The organism is Polaromonas sp. (assembly GCF_029945925.1).
GTDB lineage: Bacteria > Pseudomonadota > Gammaproteobacteria > Burkholderiales > Burkholderiaceae_C > Polaromonas.
This window is the reverse complement of sequence record NZ_JAQSDN010000006.1, coordinates 58,435-76,102: the sequence shown is the minus strand read 5'-3', so window position 1 is coordinate 76,102 and position 17,668 is coordinate 58,435. Positions and strand designations below refer to the sequence as shown.

General features: G+C 64.5%; 14 protein-coding genes and 1 pseudogene. 6 read left to right on the top strand and 9 right to left on the bottom strand.

The window, feature by feature from the left end; all coding sequences use genetic code 11:
• Window positions 1–73 precede the first annotated feature (73 nt).
• The 5 genes from PSV40_RS01905 to PSV40_RS01885 all read right to left on the bottom strand — a co-directional run bounded on the left by PSV40_RS01905 (window position 74) and on the right by PSV40_RS01885 (window position 6,506).
• Window positions 74–745 (bottom strand): hypothetical protein, encoded by a 672-nt coding sequence (locus PSV40_RS01905; protein ID WP_300533517.1) that lies wholly within the window; start codon window positions 743–745, stop codon window positions 74–76.
• 230 nt (window positions 746–975) lie between these two features.
• The gene (locus tag PSV40_RS01900; protein WP_300533515.1) at window positions 976–3,216 is read right to left on the bottom strand and encodes a filamentous hemagglutinin N-terminal domain-containing protein; all 2,241 of its coding nucleotides are present in this window, start codon (window positions 3,214–3,216) and stop codon (window positions 976–978) included.
• Between the two features lie 46 nt (window positions 3,217–3,262).
• Window positions 3,263–4,936: a ShlB/FhaC/HecB family hemolysin secretion/activation protein gene (locus PSV40_RS01895; protein WP_300533513.1), complete on the bottom strand. Its 1,674-nt coding sequence runs from the start codon at window positions 4,934–4,936 to the stop codon at window positions 3,263–3,265.
• A gap of 383 nt (window positions 4,937–5,319) precedes the next feature.
• The gene (locus PSV40_RS01890) at window positions 5,320–6,117 is read right to left on the bottom strand and encodes a ScpA family protein (protein ID WP_255250047.1); all 798 of its coding nucleotides are present in this window, start codon (window positions 6,115–6,117) and stop codon (window positions 5,320–5,322) included.
• A 164-nt stretch (window positions 6,118–6,281) separates the two neighbouring features.
• The gene (locus PSV40_RS01885) at window positions 6,282–6,506 is read right to left on the bottom strand and encodes a DUF3460 family protein (protein ID WP_300533511.1); all 225 of its coding nucleotides are present in this window, start codon (window positions 6,504–6,506) and stop codon (window positions 6,282–6,284) included.
• Window positions 6,507–6,601: 95 nt separating this feature from the next.
• Between PSV40_RS01885 and PSV40_RS01880 the strand changes: the two are divergent.
• Together PSV40_RS01880 and PSV40_RS01875 are read left to right on the top strand one after the other, a co-directional pair.
• Window positions 6,602–6,946: pseudogene (locus tag PSV40_RS01880) on the top strand (outer membrane protein assembly factor BamE); the annotation flags it as partial.
• Window positions 6,947–7,226: 280 nt separating this feature from the next.
• On the top strand, window positions 7,227–7,397 hold the full coding sequence (locus tag PSV40_RS01875) for a hypothetical protein (RefSeq protein ID WP_300533510.1): 171 nt from the start codon (window positions 7,227–7,229) through the stop codon (window positions 7,395–7,397).
• 58 nt (window positions 7,398–7,455) lie between these two features.
• Here PSV40_RS01875 and PSV40_RS01870 read toward each other — a convergent pair whose 3' ends face one another.
• Window positions 7,456–9,126 carry a SulP family inorganic anion transporter gene (locus tag PSV40_RS01870; protein ID WP_300533508.1) on the bottom strand — a complete coding sequence of 557 codons (1,671 nt, stop codon included), beginning with the start codon at window positions 9,124–9,126 and terminating at the stop codon, window positions 7,456–7,458.
• Between the two features lie 139 nt (window positions 9,127–9,265).
• On the opposite strand from PSV40_RS01870, the gene PSV40_RS01865 reads away from it, so the two are divergent.
• Window positions 9,266–11,017: a diguanylate cyclase gene (locus PSV40_RS01865; protein WP_300533506.1), complete on the top strand. Its 1,752-nt coding sequence runs from the start codon at window positions 9,266–9,268 to the stop codon at window positions 11,015–11,017.
• A gap of 8 nt (window positions 11,018–11,025) precedes the next feature.
• On the opposite strand, the gene PSV40_RS01860 is transcribed toward PSV40_RS01865, so the two are convergent.
• Window positions 11,026–11,895 carry an N-formylglutamate amidohydrolase gene (locus PSV40_RS01860; RefSeq protein ID WP_300533504.1) on the bottom strand — a complete coding sequence of 290 codons (870 nt, stop codon included), beginning with the start codon at window positions 11,893–11,895 and terminating at the stop codon, window positions 11,026–11,028.
• Between the two features lie 7 nt (window positions 11,896–11,902).
• On the bottom strand, window positions 11,903–12,880 hold the full coding sequence (locus PSV40_RS01855; protein WP_300533502.1) for a tripartite tricarboxylate transporter substrate binding protein BugE: 978 nt from the start codon (window positions 12,878–12,880) through the stop codon (window positions 11,903–11,905).
• A 143-nt stretch (window positions 12,881–13,023) separates the two neighbouring features.
• Between PSV40_RS01855 and PSV40_RS01850 the strand changes: the two genes are divergently transcribed.
• Window positions 13,024–13,926, top strand: a complete 903-nt coding sequence (locus PSV40_RS01850; RefSeq protein ID WP_300533500.1) for a LysR substrate-binding domain-containing protein — start codon at window positions 13,024–13,026, stop codon at window positions 13,924–13,926.
• Window positions 13,927–13,939: 13 nt separating this feature from the next.
• On the opposite strand, the gene metG is transcribed toward PSV40_RS01850, so the two are convergent.
• Window positions 13,940–16,027, bottom strand: coding sequence for a methionine--tRNA ligase (gene metG / locus PSV40_RS01845; RefSeq protein ID WP_300533499.1), 2,088 nt, complete (start codon window positions 16,025–16,027; stop codon window positions 13,940–13,942).
• Between the two features lie 284 nt (window positions 16,028–16,311).
• Here metG and PSV40_RS01840 point away from each other — a divergent pair, with 284 nt between their 5' ends.
• Complete coding sequence (locus PSV40_RS01840; RefSeq protein ID WP_300533497.1) at window positions 16,312–16,647, top strand: hypothetical protein; 336 nt, start codon at window positions 16,312–16,314, stop codon at window positions 16,645–16,647.
• Between the two features lie 2 nt (window positions 16,648–16,649).
• Window positions 16,650–17,666, top strand: a complete 1,017-nt coding sequence (locus PSV40_RS01835; RefSeq protein WP_300533495.1) for a hypothetical protein — start codon at window positions 16,650–16,652, stop codon at window positions 17,664–17,666.
• Window positions 17,667–17,668: the final 2 nt, after the last annotated feature.

The following is a 17,668-nucleotide window of genomic DNA, read 5'->3' as shown; positions in this document are numbered from 1 at the left end:
CAGATCGCCGCATCAACCGCCCTTCAGGCTCATACCTGAATTGGAAAATACTGATGGCAATGATCGCCGGGGGCTATTTCCGGATGGCAGCGGACGAATCCGTGGTGGTAGCCTGCTGCCCGGCCACCTGCAGGGCACGTTCCTGGACATCGTAGGAGCCGAAGACTTCACGGGCTGAGCGGGTCTCCGGAAGGATGTAGACGACCCCGTTTGTTCCTGTAAAGGCCGGACTGACCAGCTTGTCGTAAAACTTCACCGGGACATTGATGCAGCCGTAGGAAACCCGGTTGTCGTCGGATGTCAGGCTGTCCAGTCGCTGTGCCCGCCCCTCGCCGGGCGTACCCTTGACGACCCGATGCAGCGCGATGGCCGTGTCGTAGTCCACCCAGAGGACTTCCTGGCCATGGATGTCACGAGCGAGGGAGGAGACAAAACGTCCGGCAGGTGTCGTCCGCTCCTCCGGAAGGATGGTGGAGAGCTTGCGCTCGCCAATGCCGGGCACCGAGTCGTCACCACGTGCCAGACCGAGCAACGCTGACGCCGCGCCCTGCAAGCGGCCAGCGGCATTGAACATCAGCACCCGGGCATGGGCTTTGTCCACAATCATGAAAGGCATGCCCTGGTTGTCGGCGGAATCGACGACCCAGTCAGCGATGTGGACGGCGTCAGGGGACGCGCGCTCCTGTCCGAAGTAGGCGCGCCTGGGAGGACTGTGGACCCGGTCCCGTGCTGGAGCGCTGGCCATGGCTGCGCCGGATGATATTCCGGAGATCGGGGCGAGACCTGACGGCTGCCCCACATCCCCGCCGGCAAAGGCCAGGGGATATACAAGGCTTGTGAACAGCAGGGCCAGGCAAAGTCCGGCCCGCCTCAAACCTGATGGGCAGCATGTCTGCGCTGTTTTCTGCAGCGGATGGTCTTGCGCCGGCCTACCGAAACCCTGTATGCATGCGTCACGCACCGGGCGTGCGGCGATCAGTTACGCGCTGGTTTGGGTACATAACGTGGCGCGATATACGGTGGCGGTGGGGCGAACGGTGCCACCGTGGGTGCTGCCACCTCTTCTTCCTTGGTGACGAAGAAGACATCGCCAGCGTCAGACATGTAGGTTGGCATCAACCCTGACCGATACGAAGCCAAAGTGGCGAGTGCGGGCATGGCCAGTTCAATGTACGGTAGATCAAAGCTGCCATCCGGGTTGAAACCCCTTACGGTCGCCGGGAGAATCGCCGGTCTGATGGTTCCGGTTGTTTTCTGGACAATGGTTCCACAGCAATTGGAGGCGAGTGCGTACTGGCTGGCGTTGGTTCCGCCCAGCGTGTAGCCGGTAAAGGTTACGGTCTTGTTCGTTCCGGCGGTCGCATTGTCGAAAGTGGCGGTGGCGCCGGAGCCGGCAATCAGGCTCACGCCGCCGGGGGCACCCTTCAGGGAAGTGAGGACCGCCGTGGTTGTGCCGTCGAAGTTCTTGATGACTTCGGGAAAGACCAACATGCGTTGCGTCAGTGTCGCACCCGCGGTCAGGGTGAATTTGGTCGAATAGTCCGTCGGCGTGGTGTACGAGACCGGGTTGTAGGTGATGACGACCGGCGCATTGGTGACGGCAGCCAGGGGTGCGAGTGGCGCGAAGATCACCGTGCCGCCCGCGACTCCAGGGCCTGTGCCGTCAGTGTCCGCACTGATGGTCAGGCCACGGGGCAAGCCCAGGCTGCGGGTGGAGTCCAGCGTGCCATTGGTCACCGTGATCTTGCTGCTGATGTTGACATCGTTGGCGGCACACATCATGAGGTTGCCGTCTGTGGTGGTGACGGCGGCATTCAGGTTGACGTTGCGTCCGGCGGCCAGCAGGATGCTTCCGTTGGTGGTGGTCAGGGCGGCGTTCACGTTGATATCGCGTCCGCAGCAGACTGAAAAGTTTCCGTTGGTGGCTGTCACGGCCGCATTGATGTTGGTGTCCCGATCGGCAGTCAGTGTGAGGGTCGTCGGGGCGCCGGCGGCTGTCCAGGTGATCGCGTCGTTGACAAAAATATCACCGTTGCCGGTGCCGGCGGCTGTGGTGATGTTGATGCTGTTGTTCACCAGCTGGGCCGAAAGAGTCGCGCCGGAAATGTTGCCGCCTGCGCCGATGATGAAGTCCTGCGGGTCGATCAGCCATGTGCCCATCAGACCTTGAGGCGCGGCGGTGGTGACGCGCACATCGTCGCGGATGCTCACGCGCGCCGCCGAGGTTTCAATAAAGCCGCCGTTGCCGCCGTTCGGTGCGCTGGCGTCCAGCGTGCCGCTTACATTCATGGTGCCGCTCTGCATGTCGCCCAGGAGGAGGATGGTGCCGTTGCGGTTTCCAATGGTTTGCGCCTGGATCACGCCGGTGTTGTTGACCGCGGTTTGCAGCAGGTTGCCGGCCGCCTGGGCCGTCAGCAGCACGCGGCCGCCATCGGCGCGAATCAGGCCGCCGTTTTCAACCAGCGCGTTGACCGCACCTTGAGCCACCGACACATTGAGCAGGCCGTCGCCGGCCACGTCCATGGTCACGGCATTGCCGGCAGCAAGCGCCACCGAGCCCAGTCTGGCGGAAATGACGCCTTGGTTGCTGACGGTTTTGCCCATCAGTGCGACGTAACCGCCGTCGGCGGCAGTGATGTTGCCCTGGTTGACGACCGAGCCGTTTCCTGCGTCGGTAAAACTATAGTCCCCGGACATGAATTTCGCATCGCTCAGGCTCATGGTGGACGCCACCAGGCCACCAACGTTGACTTGTGCGCCGCTACCAAACAGGACGCCGTTCGGGTTAAGCAGAAAGACCCTGCCATTGGCCGAAAGGTTGCCCATGATGCTGGACGGATCGGCGCCCAGCACCCGGTTCAGGGCCACCGATGTGCTGCCGGGTTGCACGAACTGCACCGTCTGGCCGGCGGCAATGCCGAAGCTTTGCCAGTTGATCACCGTGTTGGCGGTGGACTGCGTGATGGTCGTGGAGGACGCGCCGCTGGTGATACTGGCGCCGCCGGCCGCCACCACACCGCCTGTGGGCAAGGCATAGGCAGAGGCGCCCAGGCCGAGCATCAGGCAGGCTGACAGGGCCTTGACGGCGAAGCTCGCGGCGCTGGGGCGTCCCGTCGTGGACGAGGATTTTTTCTTGCCTGCGCCGCCGGCGTTTTCAGACACGGCGACGAAGGCGCCTGAGCTGTCGCTCCAGATGGATTGGTGAATGCGGTTCATGGGTGAGTCCTTGTGTGCTGTCGTGTTGGCGCGGAAGCTGGCAATGTCAGAAATATTTGATGGCCTGGATCCAGAACCGGCCTGACTTGTCGGGGGCTGAAAGCGCCGGTTCGTTGCCGAGCTTGCGGGCGTAGTACGTCCTCACCAGGAAGTTGCCGGGTTCGCCCCAGCTGGCGCCCACACCGTAAGCGCCCAGATTTCTGTGGTTGTTTACGGTGGTCCAGGGATTTTTGTGAATGGTGACACTGCCGGCATCGACGAAGCCGATCAGGTGAACCTGGCCTGGAACGCGGTCAGAAAGCTTGCCCAGCAGCAGCCGGGCTTCGAGGTTGACCAGGTAGCCTTCGTCGCCGGAGGCTTCACCTTGGGGGTAGGCGCGCACACCGTTCATGCCGCCCAAGTCCATCTTCTCCGAGGAATCGAGATTTTTCGAGGCGACCTGCCCGCTGATCGACCCATAAAGCGACACGACGTTAGTGACGCGCTGCAGCCGCGTGGCGGTGAAGGCGAGCTTGTTGTAGGAACCGTTGGTGCGGGCGCTCGCCGCATCGGCGGCCAGCGCCGCCTGCGTTTGTATGTCGAGGTTGCCGATCGACCAGGTCAGCGAATAAGCGCTGACCCCGCCGCCGCCCAGATTGTCTCGGTGGTCGCCATAAAGACTGGCCATCAACACGTCCGCTTGCCTGTCGGTGACCGATGGGGGGATGGTGCTATCGATCCTGTCCTGGAAAGTCCGGGCTTCGTACGCGAGCTGGGTGTACAGGTTGTTGTTGCGCGAACGGATCAGCGGACGGATGACGTAGATGCTGGCAATCTCTGCCGTGCCGTTGGCCTGCAGGGGAGCGAACTCCTTGCCCAGTTCATACTCCAGCCGGCTGTAAGCGACACCCACGGTTGTTTTGCCGAATGGCACCTGATAGGACGCGCGGCCGTAGTTGAGCCCCGAGCCGGAAGTCACGGCGCGCACGCTGGCCTGGTCGCCCAGCCCCAGCGGATTGTTGAGGTTGACGGTCGCACCGAGGCGGTACTCGCCGGTATAGCGGTTGCCGGCGTTGTCGGCATCGATGCTGCCGCTCACGCGTTTGCCCGGCGTGAGGTCAACAATCAGATCGGAGGTACCCGGCGTGGCGCCCGGGACCAGTGTGGATTTGACATTCACGCCCGGCGTGTCCGAGAGCAGCAACAGGCGGCTCTCCAGCGGGTCATTGATGATGGGGTCGCCGCTGTTCAGGCCGCCAAGCAGCCGGTAGGCCTGATCGTCGGAAAGCGTGGTCTGGTTGCGCAGGATGATCTTGCCGTATTGACCTTCGCTGACCTCGATGGTGACGGTGTTGTCCGTTATTTGCTGCGCGGGCAGGTAAGCCCGGGCCACGAAATAACCGTTTTTTGCATAGTGCGTCGTGATCTTCGACGCCATCGCGCGCAGGTCGGTGAGTGTCAGCTCGGTTCCCGGGGTGAAGCCCGTGATCGCGACCAGCTCGGCTTCGGTATAGGCTTTTGCGCCCGTGACGCGCAGGCTGCGGACCAGGATTTTTGCCTCATCCGCTGTGGAGGTAACGGGTGCGGCCCCTCGTTCAATGCTGATTTCGGGCGGCGCTTTTTGTGGGGCCGGCGCCGGCGGAATTTGCTGCATCTGGCTGCCCGCCGTGGGAGGCTGTTGGGCCAGCACGCCCTGGCTGAGTGCCAGCAAGGCTATCGGAAGTAGTTTGTTTTGCAGCATAAGGTTTCCTCGTTATTGATCGGGTTCCGGTACCCGCTTTTCCACATCCGCGCGTATTCCAGCCCTCTGGTTGATTAAAAACGTGAGACTAGTAACTAGGTGTAGGACGTGGCGCCGAGATGTAATGCCAAAGGGGGGGGCAGTTGATTTATCTCAACTGCGTTGGAATTTGGCAACGCCGAGGAGATTGGCGGGGGCCGGCAGCTTTTTATGTTCCGGCCGCGCAGTCAGTGCCGGGTAACCGGACCCGCATCACTGGCACCCTGTAAAACCCCGCCATTTTCCGTTGGCTTGAGGCAAGTGCTGAGGTCGGCAAGGCCGCCAGGGCCAATGCCACGCCGTCGTTGTAGCTCCCTCGGGGGCGGGAAGCACAAGGCCGAGGATCAGGCCGGCGTGTAGGCCAGACGCACGTAGATTGGTGCGTACGCCTCGGCCTGGGTCACGTCGATCAGGCCTTCCTTGGAGAGTTCGAGCAGGGCAATGAAAGTGACGACCAGCACCGGCATGCCGCGGGCCGTTTCAAACAGGTGCTCGAACTCGACGAACTTCTGGCCTTGCAGCTTGCGCAGCACGATGCTCATGTGTTCGCGCACCGAGAGCTCCTCGCGGGAGATCACGTGGTGTTGCACCAGCTTGGCGCGTTTGACGATGTCGCGCCAGGCTTCCTGCAGGTCGACCACGCTGACCTCGGGAAAACGCGGCTGCAGCGCCTGCTCCACATAGACTTGGGCGCGCAGGAAGTCGCGGCCGAATTGCGGGATGTCGTTGAGTTTGTGTGCGGCCAGCTTGATCTGCTCGTATTCCAGCAGCCGGCGCACCAGTTCGGCGCGCGGGTCTTCCGGCTCCTGGCCGTCGGCGACCTTTTTCGGCGGCAGCAGCATGCGCGACTTGATCTCGATCAGCATGGCGGCCATCAGGAGGTACTCGGCAGCGAGTTCCAGGTTGGTGGCGCGGATTTCATCGACGTAGACCAGGTACTGGCGGGTGACGGCCGCCATCGGGATGTCGAGGATGTTGAAGTTCTGCTTGCGGATCAGGTACAGCAACAGGTCCAGCGGGCCCTCGAAGGCTTCCAGAAACACCTGCAGCGCGTCGGGCGGGATGTACAGGTCCTGCGGCATCGCGAACAGCGGCTCGCCGTACAGGCGGGCCAGCGCGACCTGGTCGATCACCGCGGGCATGCCAGCCAGCGCCAGCGCGTCGGGCGGCGAACCCGGCTCGGAAGGCGAGGGTGGCAGTTCGGTGATCGTGGACATGGGGGTGGGGCGCTTGCGTCAGTAACTATGAAAACAATAGCTGCCGGCGCAGGTCCAGCAAGGGCTGGAGGCCTTTTTGACTGTTGGCCTCAGGCCTGTTCGCTGTTCGGGTGGCCGCTGGTGCCATAGACATAAGGCTGCTGCGGCACGCGTGCATCCTGGTAGTCGGCCTGCTCGGAGCGGTCCAGCTTCTTGTCCCACCAGATTGCGCGCCCTGCACGCTGTTCGGCCTCCAGCGTGGGTTTTTTCGCCTTGAGTTCCTCGATGAACAGGGTCACTTCCGAGGTGTAGTGGGGGCGGGCGAAAATGGACATGGGACTAAACTGCCTGAAATGTTGAATTGACTGATTTTACCGGGGACCACCATGCGCCTGCCTTTTTTCATTTTCCGGGCGGGCCGCGCGCACACATGGACGTTGGACTGCTGTCGGTATTGCTGGGGATGGTGGGCTGCGACCCGCAGCGTATCGCCGAACTCGAGGAAGGTGTGGCCACCGAAGCCGATGTGCGCGCCCGGTTCGGTGAGCCCGAAAAAATCTGGGAAGCCGCCGATCTGGCCGGCAACCCCTTTCCCGGCGTAGCCGCCCAAGCCGGTGCGCGCACACTGGAGTACAACCGCCAGCCCGAAGGCCAGGTCAACTACATGATCACCATCGGCCCGGACGGCAGGATGAGCGCCTTGCGCCAGGTCTTGACGCCGCAGAACTTCGCGCTGGTCCTGCCCGGCATGCCCATGGAGCAGGTGCGCAAGATGGGATGCTCTGCCTGACTCGCGCCGTGCGCGGCGGGGCTTTTGCGGGATGAGCCGTGAGGCGCAAAACCCAAGGCAAGGCTGCACGCCTTGCCTGGTTTTGTAACGAAGCGGATCGCCCGCAAAACCACGCCCCTTCGGGTTCGGACCAAAACGGGCGCTTTCCTCACCAAACCCCTTGCGTGTGCTTCAGCACACGCTGCGTGGTGTTGGCGAGCAAATCATCCCGTTGTGGATCCGAACGCGCATGGCGGGAGTCAGGCAGAGCATCCCAGGCAAACCGATGCGGGTCACGCCGTATGCCCTGCAGCAGGAAACCCACTACGACTGGCGTTACCTGTCGGCGCCAGGCACGCCGAGAATTTTCACCGTGGTGTTTGACCGGGATCTGCGCGTCGTGCGCACCGCCTCGGTCGATGCCGAGGTGAGCGGGCCCAGCGGCCCCAGTCGCTGAAATAAGGTGTCAAAAAGGGGTGTATCCCTTATGGAATATGCGCGGATAGCTATCATTTTCATAGTTCTTCAACCTTCGCCAGAAAGCCCGAACGCGCCATGACCGCGCGCGGCTGGGCGTTCAGGCCGGAGATCACCAGCCGGCCGCCGCGCAGCACGATGGCCTTGTGCAGTTGACCCAGCACATCCAGCCCGGAGGCGTCGAGCGACTGCAGCGACTGGGCATCAAGGCGCACCAGCAGGCCCTGCGGCGCGCTTTCAACCACCGACAGCACCGGATCGATCTTGGCGACCGCGCCGAAAAACAGCGAACCATAGAGCTGGAAGTGGATGCTGTCGTCGGTGCGTCCGGTCTCCACCACCCGGAACAAGCTGCTCATGCGTTGCACAAACAGCACGCAGGCCAGCAGCATGCCGACCTGCAGTGCGACCGTGAGGTCAAACACCACCGTCAGGAAGAAAGTGCCCAGCATCAGCAGCCGGTAGTGGTTGCTGTACTGGTGCAGGTGCGCAAACTCGCGCCACTCGCCCATGTTCCAGGCCACATGCAGCAACAGGCCCGCCAGCACGGCCAGCGGCACATGCGCGGCCAGCGGCGCGGCGATCAGCACCACCCCCACCAGCATGAGTGCATGCACCAGGCCGGCGACCGGGGAGGTGGCGCCCGCCCGCAAGTTGGTCACGGTGCGGGCGATCGTACCGGTGGCCGGCATGCCGCCGAAAAAGGGCACGACAAAATTGGCCACGCCCTGGGCCATCAGTTCCTGGTTGGGGTCATGCTTGGGCAGGCCGGACATCTGGTCGGCGACACGTGCGCACAGCAGCGACTCCACCGCGCCCAGCACGGCGATGGTCAGCGTGGGCGGCAGCAGCAGGCGCACCGTGTCCCAGGAAAAATCGGGAAGTGCGAAGGCCGGTAGCGAGCGCGGAATACCGCCAAAACGTGAGCCTATGGTTTCCACCGGCAGACTCAGCAGCCAGGCAAAAGCCGTCAGCGTGATCAGCGCGACCACCGGTCCCGGCACGCGCGACACCACCCGGGTGGCACCCATCAGTTGCAGGCCCTCGACCACCTGCACCCGCTTGATCAGGCGCGCGGCGAGACCATTGCCCGCGCCGGGCTGGGTGGCAAACAGTTGGGGCCAGAGCACCAGGCCCAGAAAGCAGACCACGCCCAGGCCCAGGGCGCTGGCGTTGAAGGAGTCCATGTGTGTGGCCAGGGCCTTGATCTGCGAGAAAAAGTCGGCCGGCATTTTGGCAATCTGCAGGCCCAGCAGGTCCTTGAGTTGCGACAGCGCAATCAGCACGGCGATGCCGTTGGTAAAACCGACCACGATGCTGACCGGGACGTAGCGCACCAGGGTGCCCATTTTGAGAAACCCGAGCAGGAACAGCAACACGCCGGCACAGGCGGTGGAAATCAGGAGGTTGGGCAGGCCGTATTGCTCGACGATGCCGTAGACGATCACGATGAAGGCGCCCGCCGGCCCGCCAATCTGCACGGCCGAGCCGCCCAGCAGGGCAATCAGCCCGCCGGCAATGATGGCGGTCCAGATGCCGGCCTGCGGCGACAGCCCGGAGGCAATTGCAAAGGCCATGGCCAGCGGCAGGGCCACGATGCCGACGGTCATGCCCGCACCCAGGTCCTTGCCGAAACGTTCGCGCGTGTAGCCGCGCAACGCCGACAGGATGCGGGGGCGAAACGGCGCGAGGTAGGCGGGCAAGTTCATCAGAAGACTCCAGAATGACACATCGGCCGGGCCCTCCTCCAACTGTGGGATGGTCAGAGCGGGCGTCCCTTGCTAAAGTGGGACACGTCTTTTTTATTTCAAATACCTGCGGTTGCTCATCTTAAGCCGCGCACGCTCCATGCCACTTTCCCCCAGCCGCTGGTGTTTGTCATACCGTGTCACGGGCCGCCCCGGGCGGGCATTGCTCGTCTTTGTCGTCTTTGTGCTGGCGGCATGCTGGCTGGTGGCCGGTTTGCCGGTGCTGGCGCAGACCGGGTCGGCTCCGGCCGCCGGATGGTTGGGCCGGCAAGGCGAAGCGCTGGTCCTGGTGGACACATTGGGTGGGCAGACGCTGGCGCAGGTTCAGCAGCGCTTTACCAGCGGCGAGGCAACACCGGCCAGCGCAGACCGCATCATGCCGGCGGGCGGCGCCGCTGCCCTGTGGTATCAGCTGGCATTGCCTGCTGTCGGTGAGTCGACCCCGCTGGTGCTGGCGCTGCCGCACCCCGGCATGAACCGCGTGGATCTGTACCGGCCCGCGGCCGATGGCGGCTGGGATGTCCTCCGGTCGGGCGATTCGATCCCGGTGTCGCGGTGGCCCTTGCCTTACCTGCATCCGGCGTTCGAGCTGGTGCAGCAGCCGGGGGAGGCCCGGCCCAGCTACCTGCGGGTGCAGCACAGCCATCCCATCAGCGTGCGCTGGACCGTGTGGAGCGCACGCGATTTCCAGGAATCCAGCAAGCGCTGGCATTTCCTGCTGGGTGCCTATGCCGGGCTGGTGGCGCTGGTGCTGGTGATCTGCACCGTCAACGCTTATTTCTGGCGCGACTCCATCCATTTCTATTACGCGGCCTATGTGCTGGTGATCGCCTTGGGCCAGCTTTCACTCACGGGTCTGGCCGGCGAGTATTTCTGGCCCGACAACCCCTGGTGGAATGACGTGGCGTCCAACGTGCTTCCGGTGACAGGCGCGGCGCTGGGCCACCTCTTCATGCGCGAGCTGGTGGTCGGGCGCGGCGCCCGCTGGGCGACCCGCCTGATGCTGGCCATGGCGGGCGTGGGCGCCATGCTGGCGCTGGGCTTCCTGTTTGTCGGCCGCAACCCGTTTTTTGCGGTCTCCGGTCCCTACTACCTGGCCAGTTTCGTGATTTATCTCGGTGTGGCGCTGTGGTACGCCTGGCGCATTCCGCGCGTCGGCCTGTGGGTGCTGGCCGGCGTGCTGGCGGTGCTGGCCGGCGCCGTGTTCCCCGTCCTGCGCAACATGCAGCTGGTGCCCGTGTCCTTCATGACGCAATACGGCGCGCAGCTGGGCGTGGCCCTGGAGATCCCGCTGCTGCTGATTGCCCTGTACCAGCGCAGCCGGGAACGGCGCGACAACCGGGCTCGCATCGGCACCATGGCCCGGATTGACCCGCTGACCGGTGCGGTCAACCACCGGGTGATGCTTGAGCGTCTCCAACATGTGCTCCAGCACCAGCAGCGCGACCCCGCGTCGGGCGCGGTGCTGCGCGTGCGCATCGGCAACCTCCAGGCGATCCGCGACGAATACGGGCTGCAGGTGGCGCAGATGGCGCTGGTCCATGCGGGCGCCTGCATCACGCATGTGGTGCGCGAGGGCGACACGGTGGCGCGCCACCGCGACGGCGATTTTGTGATCATTCTCGAAGGCCGCCGCACGCGCGACCAGGTGGCGGAACTCGGTCAGCGGCTGATTGCGCGCGGACTTGCCTCGACGGACATCCTGCCGCCGGGCACGGTGTTGCAGCTCAAGGTGGCAGTGGCGGCCACCCCCTTCCAGGCCAAGGAGGCCGTGTCACTTCTCCACGTCCTGGAAGCGGCGGTCAGCGAACTGGCCGCCAAACGGGGCAAAGCCCTGCGGTTTTTGTTCTGAAGGCCGCGTCAGAGCGGCTGCCTGCCTTGGCCCTCGCGCAGGTAGGCGGCGATGGCGTGCAACACGTCCGTCAGGTCTTTCTGCACGGCCGGGAAGTTGGCATTGGGCTCGCGGGTGCTCTCGTCCATATAGACGGGGCGGCGTATCTCCACCTGCAGACTGTGCCGGTTTTGGGCCGGCTGGCCAATCTTGGCGATGAGTTGCACGCCTTTGTAAGGGTTGTTGCGGGCCACGCTGTAGCCGCGCGCGCGCAGCTGCTGCTCCACCAGTGCGACAAACGCCGGTTCGCAGGTGGTGCCGTCGCGGTCGCCGAGGACGAAGTCGGCGAGCGGGTCGGGGCTCTGGATCTGCAGGCGCTCGTAGGCGTTGTTGGGCATCGAATGCAGATTGAGGTGCCACACGCCGCCGAAGCGTTGCACGCTGCGCTCAATGGCCTCGGCCAGCGCCGCATGGTAGGGACGGTAGTAATGAGCGATGCGCCCCTGCACTTCGGCCACGCTCAGCCGGCGGGCGTAGATTGGCATGTCGGCGTTCAGCCGGCGCCAGATGAGCCCGAAGCCCAGGCGACTTTTCTCGCTGGGGGCAAGGGGCTCGGGCCAGGCGCCTTCCAGCAGCTCGGGATCGAGGTCGTCCAGCGTGCGGTTGGCGTCGATGTAGGTGCGCGGAAAGTGCGCTGCCAGCAAGGTCGCGCCGACGGCGGGCGCGGCGCACCAGAGCGCCTCGACGTGGGTGTCCTCGCCGCGCCGCAACAGCGCGCGCGGCACGGCATGGCCGAAGTCGTCGGGGTAGTGTGTGCCGCTGTGCGGCGAGTCGCAGACCAGGGGCAGCGCGGGCGCCTCCGGCCCGGACAGGGTGAAGGCGTGGACTGGTTCGGTCATGCAGCCTTCAGTCGAGCTGGATGTTGGCCACTTTGGCCACACGCTGGTAGCGCGCCATCGCCTGCTCGATCTGCTTGCTGAATTCAGCCGGCGTGCCGGGAATGGGCGTGGCGCCCGATTCCTCGAGTTTCCTGGCGAATTCGGGATGTTTCATGGCCTTGTGGATCGCCTGGTTGAGCTTGGCGATGACGGCCGCGGGCGTTCCGGCGGGCGCCACGATACCGAACCAGCCGCCGCCGCCCATCTGCGGAAAGCCCAGTTCGCCATAGGTCGGCACATCGGGCAGGGCCGGCGAGCGCTTTTCGGACAGGACCGCCAGCGCGCGCAGGCGTCCGGCCTTGATGTGCGGCAGGGCCGAGGGCAGGTTGTCGGTGATGGCGTCCACCTGGCCGGCCAGGGCATCATTCATCGCCACGCCGGCGCCCTTGTAGGGCACATGCAGCAGCTGGATTTTCGCCAGCGCTGCGAAATGTTCGATGTTGGCGTGGCCCAGCGAACCGGTGCCCGGCGTCGCGAAGCTGTACTTGCCGGGGTTGCCCTGGGCCTGCGCAATGAATTGCTGCATGGTGCTGGCGGCCACCTTCGGATTGACGGCAAACACGCTGGGGGTGGTCGCCACATTGGTGACCGGCGAGAAATCCTTGACCGGGTCGTATTTGAGCTTGCCGGCATACACCGCCGGGTTGCTGCCGTGCGTGCTGACCGTGGCCATGCCGAGGGTGTAGCCGTCGGCCTTGGATTTGGCCACCAGCTCCATACCCAGGGAGCCGCCCGCACCGGCGCGGTTTTCCACCACGATGGGCTGGCCGAGCTCGCGGCCGGCAAATTCGGCGATCAGGCGTGCCGCCAGGTCGGTCGAGCCGCCCGGCGCGAAGGGCACCACCAGCTTCACGGGACGATCGGGGTAGCCGGTCTGCGCCTGTGCGGCACCGGCCAGTGCGAGGGTCGCGGCGCAGGCGTAGAGGAATTGGCGGCGTGTATCCATGGCGTTTTTCCAGATGAAGTTGTGTCGGAGAGCGCGAGCTTAGGGGCGAGGGTGAGGCGCCACAAGCAACATTTGGGTCGCCGGTGATGACATGATGTAATACCAAAGCCCCGTCCTATTGTTTGAAAGCAGGAATCGATCCGATGCAGATTCGCAGCCCGTCCCTGGTGGAGTTGAATGCCTTTCTGGCTGTGGCGCGTGCCGGCAGTTTTCGCCGGGCGGCGCAGGATCTGCATGTCACCCAGGCGGCCGTCAGCCGCGCGGTGCTGCGGCTGGAGCAGGAGTTGGGGCAGGATGTGCTGCAGCGTACTTCCTCTGGCGTGGTCCTCACGCCGGCCGGCACGCAGCTGCGCAAGCTGGTGGAAAAACCCGTCGCCGCGCTGCATGCGGCCGCCTCGCGGATGCGCAAGACGCCCGAGCGCCTGCGTTTGCGGCTGAGCGTCATCACCAGCCTGGGCACTTTGTGGCTGATGCCGCGGCTCGAGGCCTTTCGCCTCTTGCATCCCGAGGTGGAAATCGAGTTCCGCCAGTACCATCACGACGAGGATTTCACACGGGACGATGTCGATGTCTGGATTGAGGTCCCGCGCGGCGCAATGCACCGGTGGCCGCGCCACATCGCGGCGCAGTACCTGATTGGCCGGGAGATCGTGGCGGTCTGCACGCCCGAACTGGCGCGGAATTTGCATACGCCGCAGCTGGTGCTGGCGCAGCCGCTGCTTTATCACTCCAACTTCCCCGATAACTGGAGTCTGTGGGCACAGGCCCGGGGGGCGGCGATGCCGGTTCACCGCAAGGGCACGGGGTTTGACCTGGGCATGAACCTCATTGAAGCGGCGCGTTCGGGCATGGGCGTGGCTATTGTCCAGCAATGTCTGGCCGAGGCCGACCTGGCGTCCGGCCGGCTGGTGATGCCGGTGGCGGGATCGGCGTCGACCGGCCGGGGCTATTTCGTGTGCCGGCGGCGTGCGCAGGACGCGCATCCGGCAGCCGACCTGTTTGCGCAGTGGCTGGCGCAGCGGGCCAGCATGCAGCCTCCCGGCTGAGCCGGGTCCGGGTTTAGCGGACGCGCATGCCGGGTGTGGCACCGGCTCCGGATTCCAGCACATAAATACCGGGCTGGGCTTTTTCGTCGCCATGGCTGGCGGCCAGCACCATGCCTTCGCTGATGCCGAACTTCATCTTGCGCGGCGCCAGGTTGGCCACCATCACCGTGTGTTTGCCGATCAGGTCTTCCGGCTTGTAGCTGGAGGCGATGCCGCTGAAGACGTTGCGCAGGGCTCCTTCGCCCACATCCAGCGTCAGCCGCAGCAGCTTGGTCGAGCCTTCCACGGCCTCGCAATTGACGATTTTGGCGATACGCAGGTCGATCTTGCTGAAGTCGTCAATGGTGATGGCGGGGGCAATGTCCTCGCCGCCGGGTGCTATTTTTTCGATAGCTGTTGGCGCAGGCGCTTCCTGAGCTGGAGCCTCAAACAAGGCATCGAGTTGCTTGATGTCCACGCGTTGCAGCAGGTGTTTGTAGTCACCGATCGCGTGGCCGCTGCCCAGGCTGGCATCGGCATCGGCATCGGCAAAGCAGAGCGGCCCGGTTTTCAGGAAGTGTTCCACCTCCGCGCCCAGGGCCGGCAGCACCGGCTTGAGGTAAATGGTCAGCAGGCGGAACGCCTCGATGCAGACCGTGCACACATCATGCAGCCGCCCGTCCATAGCGGCCTGCTTGGCCAGTTCCCAGGGTTTGTTCTGGTCCACATAGGCATTGACGCGGTCGGCCAGCAGCATGACTTCACGCAGGGCCTTGGCGAATTCACGGAATTCATACAGCTGCGTGATGGTGTCGCTCTGGGCGCGCAGCACAGACAGCAGCGCATTCCCGTCGGCGGAGATATCCCCCAGCCGGCCGGCGAAGCGCTTGGCAATGAATCCGGCCGCGCGGCTGGCGATGTTGATGTATTTGCCTACCAGATCGCTGTTGACCCGCGCCATGAAGTCATCGGCATTGAAGTCGATGTCCTCGTTTTTCGCATTGAGCTTGGCGGCCAGGTAATAACGCAGCCACTCGGGGTTCATGCCCAGGCTCAGGTACTTGAGCGGGTCCAACCCGGTGCCGCGGCTTTTGCTCATCTTCTCGCCGTTGTTGACGGTGAGAAAGCCGTGCACGAACACCTTGTCAGGCGTCTTGCGGCCGCTGAACTTGAGCATGGCCGGCCAGAACAGGGTGTGGAAGGTGACGATGTCCTTGCCGATGAAGTGGTACTGCTCGAGCCGCGGGTCGGCCATGTAGGCCTCGTAGTCCTCGCCGCGCTTGTCCAGCAGGTTTTTCAGCGAGGCCAGGTAGCCCACCGGCGCGTCCAGCCACACATAAAAATACTTGCCCGGTGCGTCGGGGATCTCGATACCGAAGTAGGGTGCGTCACGGCTGATGTCCCAGTCGCCCAGACCTTCACTTTTGGTGCCGTCAGCGTTTTCGCGCACGCTGAACCACTCCTTGACCTTGTTGGCCACTTCAGGCTGCAACCTGCCGTCCTGTGTCCATGTTTCCAGAAAATCCACGCAGCGCGGGTCGGACAGCTTGAAGAAGAAGTGTTCCGAACTTTTCAGCACCGGCGTGACGCCTGAGAGGGCCGAGAACGGGTTGATCAGGTCGGTCGGTGCATACACGGCGCCGCAGACCTCGCAGTTGTCGCCGTACTGGTCTTTAGCGCCGCACTTGGGGCACTGGCCCTTGATGAAGCGGTCGGGCAGGAACATGTTCTTTTCGATATCGAAGAACTGCTCGATGGTCTTGGTCGAAATCAGGCCGGCCTTCTTGAGGTCCCGGTAAATCTGCTGGGCCAACTGGTGGTTTTCCGGTGCGTCGGTCGAATGCCAGTTGTCAAAGCTGATGTGAAAGCCGTCCAGGTAGGGCTTGCGACCTGCGGCGATGTCGGCCACGAACTGCTGCGGTGTCTTGCCGGCTTTTTCGGCCGCAATCATGATGGGCGCGCCATGGGCGTCGTCGGCGCCGACAAAATTCACCGCATGGCCCTGCATCCTCTGGAACCGCACCCAGATGTCGGCCTGGATGTACTCCATGATGTGGCCGATGTGGAAATTGCCATTGGCGTAGGGCAGGGCGGTGGTGACGAAAAGGCGGCGCTGGGACATGGTGGTGCTTTGGTGAGCTGCTTGAGCTGGCTGAGGCTAACCGGTGATTTTAAGTCGGACGGCCTTGCTGCGTCCGCAGCGCCCACGCTTGCCCGCACCATGCGGCGAGTCGCGGGGGTGCCGCCTGCCTGCCGCCGCATTTGGGCAACCCTGCCTTTTGCAGGGGTGTTGATCAACATCACGGCTGGTTTGCCGGCATGGGGAGACACTGCAAAAAACGGGGCTTGCCGATACCGATACCACGTGCGGGCAAGTTGACCACTGTCGCCATGGAAGGAGTACAAATGACACGCAAGGCAACTATCCCGGCAGACGCCCGGCACGGCAAGGATGTGCCCGAAGAGCTGTCCGAACCCACCGACCCCGCTGAGGAACCGGGCCGGATCGTGGCCCGACCGGACGGCTACCACTGGTTGGCGCAGGACGGCAAACAGGAATTCGGCCCGTTCGAGACGCTGGAGCAGGCGCAGCAGGACCTGGATGCCGCCGACGGCGGCGAGCTGGAGCCAACCCTCAGCCTGCAGGAGGCTGAACGCGAGATCGGCATCGGCGAATGGCTGGACCCCGAAACCGGCGAGCCCGCCGAAGGCCCGTCCCCGCCCCACCCGGAAGGCGAGTGACCGTGGGGCCGGCCGCGGGGCGGCACATCGACGTCTGCAACGGTGACGCCGACGGCCTGTGCGCCGTGCTGCAGTGGCGGCTGCAGACGCCGGCACCGGCTGTGCTGGTCACCGGGCTCAAGCGCGATATCGCGCTGCTGGACCGGGTGCAGGCCGGGCCGGGCGACGAGGTGCTGGTGTGCGACGTGTCGCTGCAGCGCAACCGGGCGGCCCTGCTGCGCCTGCTTGCCGCGGGCGCGCGGGTGCGCTACTTCGATCACCACGCGCCGCCCGACGTGCCGGACCATCCGAACCTGGAAATCCACATTGACCTCGACAGCCGGACCTGCACCAGCTTGCTGATGGACCGCCACCTCGGCGGTGCCCACCGGTCCTGGGCGCTGGTGGGGGCCTATGGCGACAACCTGACCGGCGTGGCCGATGCGCTCGCGGCGCAGACGGGCATGACAATCCAGGACCGTGACCGGCTGCGCATGCTCGGCGAGGCCATCAATTACAACGCCTACGGTGAGGAGGAGAGCGATGTTTTCATGGCGCCGGCGCGCCTTTACGAGACGCTGCTGCGTTACCGCGATCCGCTCGATCTGCTGCAGCACGAGTCGATAGCGCAGCAGCTCGATACCCTGCGCCGCGATGACCTGCACCGGGCGGCAGACGTGCCGCCATACCGGCGGAACGGCCGTGCCAGTGCCATTCTGCTGCCGGATGCCGGCTGGAGCCGGCGCGTGATCGGCTGCCTGGCCAATGAACTCGCCCGTGCCGAGCCGGAGCAGGCGCATGCCGTGCTCAAGGCGGTGCGCGGCGATGCCTATGTTGTCAGCGTGCGTGCGCCGCTGTCCGCCGCGGGGGGCGCGAGGGAGCTGTGCCGCCGTTTCGGTGGCGCCGGCCGGGCCGGGGCGGCAGGCATCGACCGCCTGCCTGCGCAGGACCTGGACCGCTTCCTGAAGGCTTTTGACGCGACCCGCTGGGGCGCATCCTCCGGGGATGCTTTGACGGATCAGGCCATCGGCACGCCGTGAGT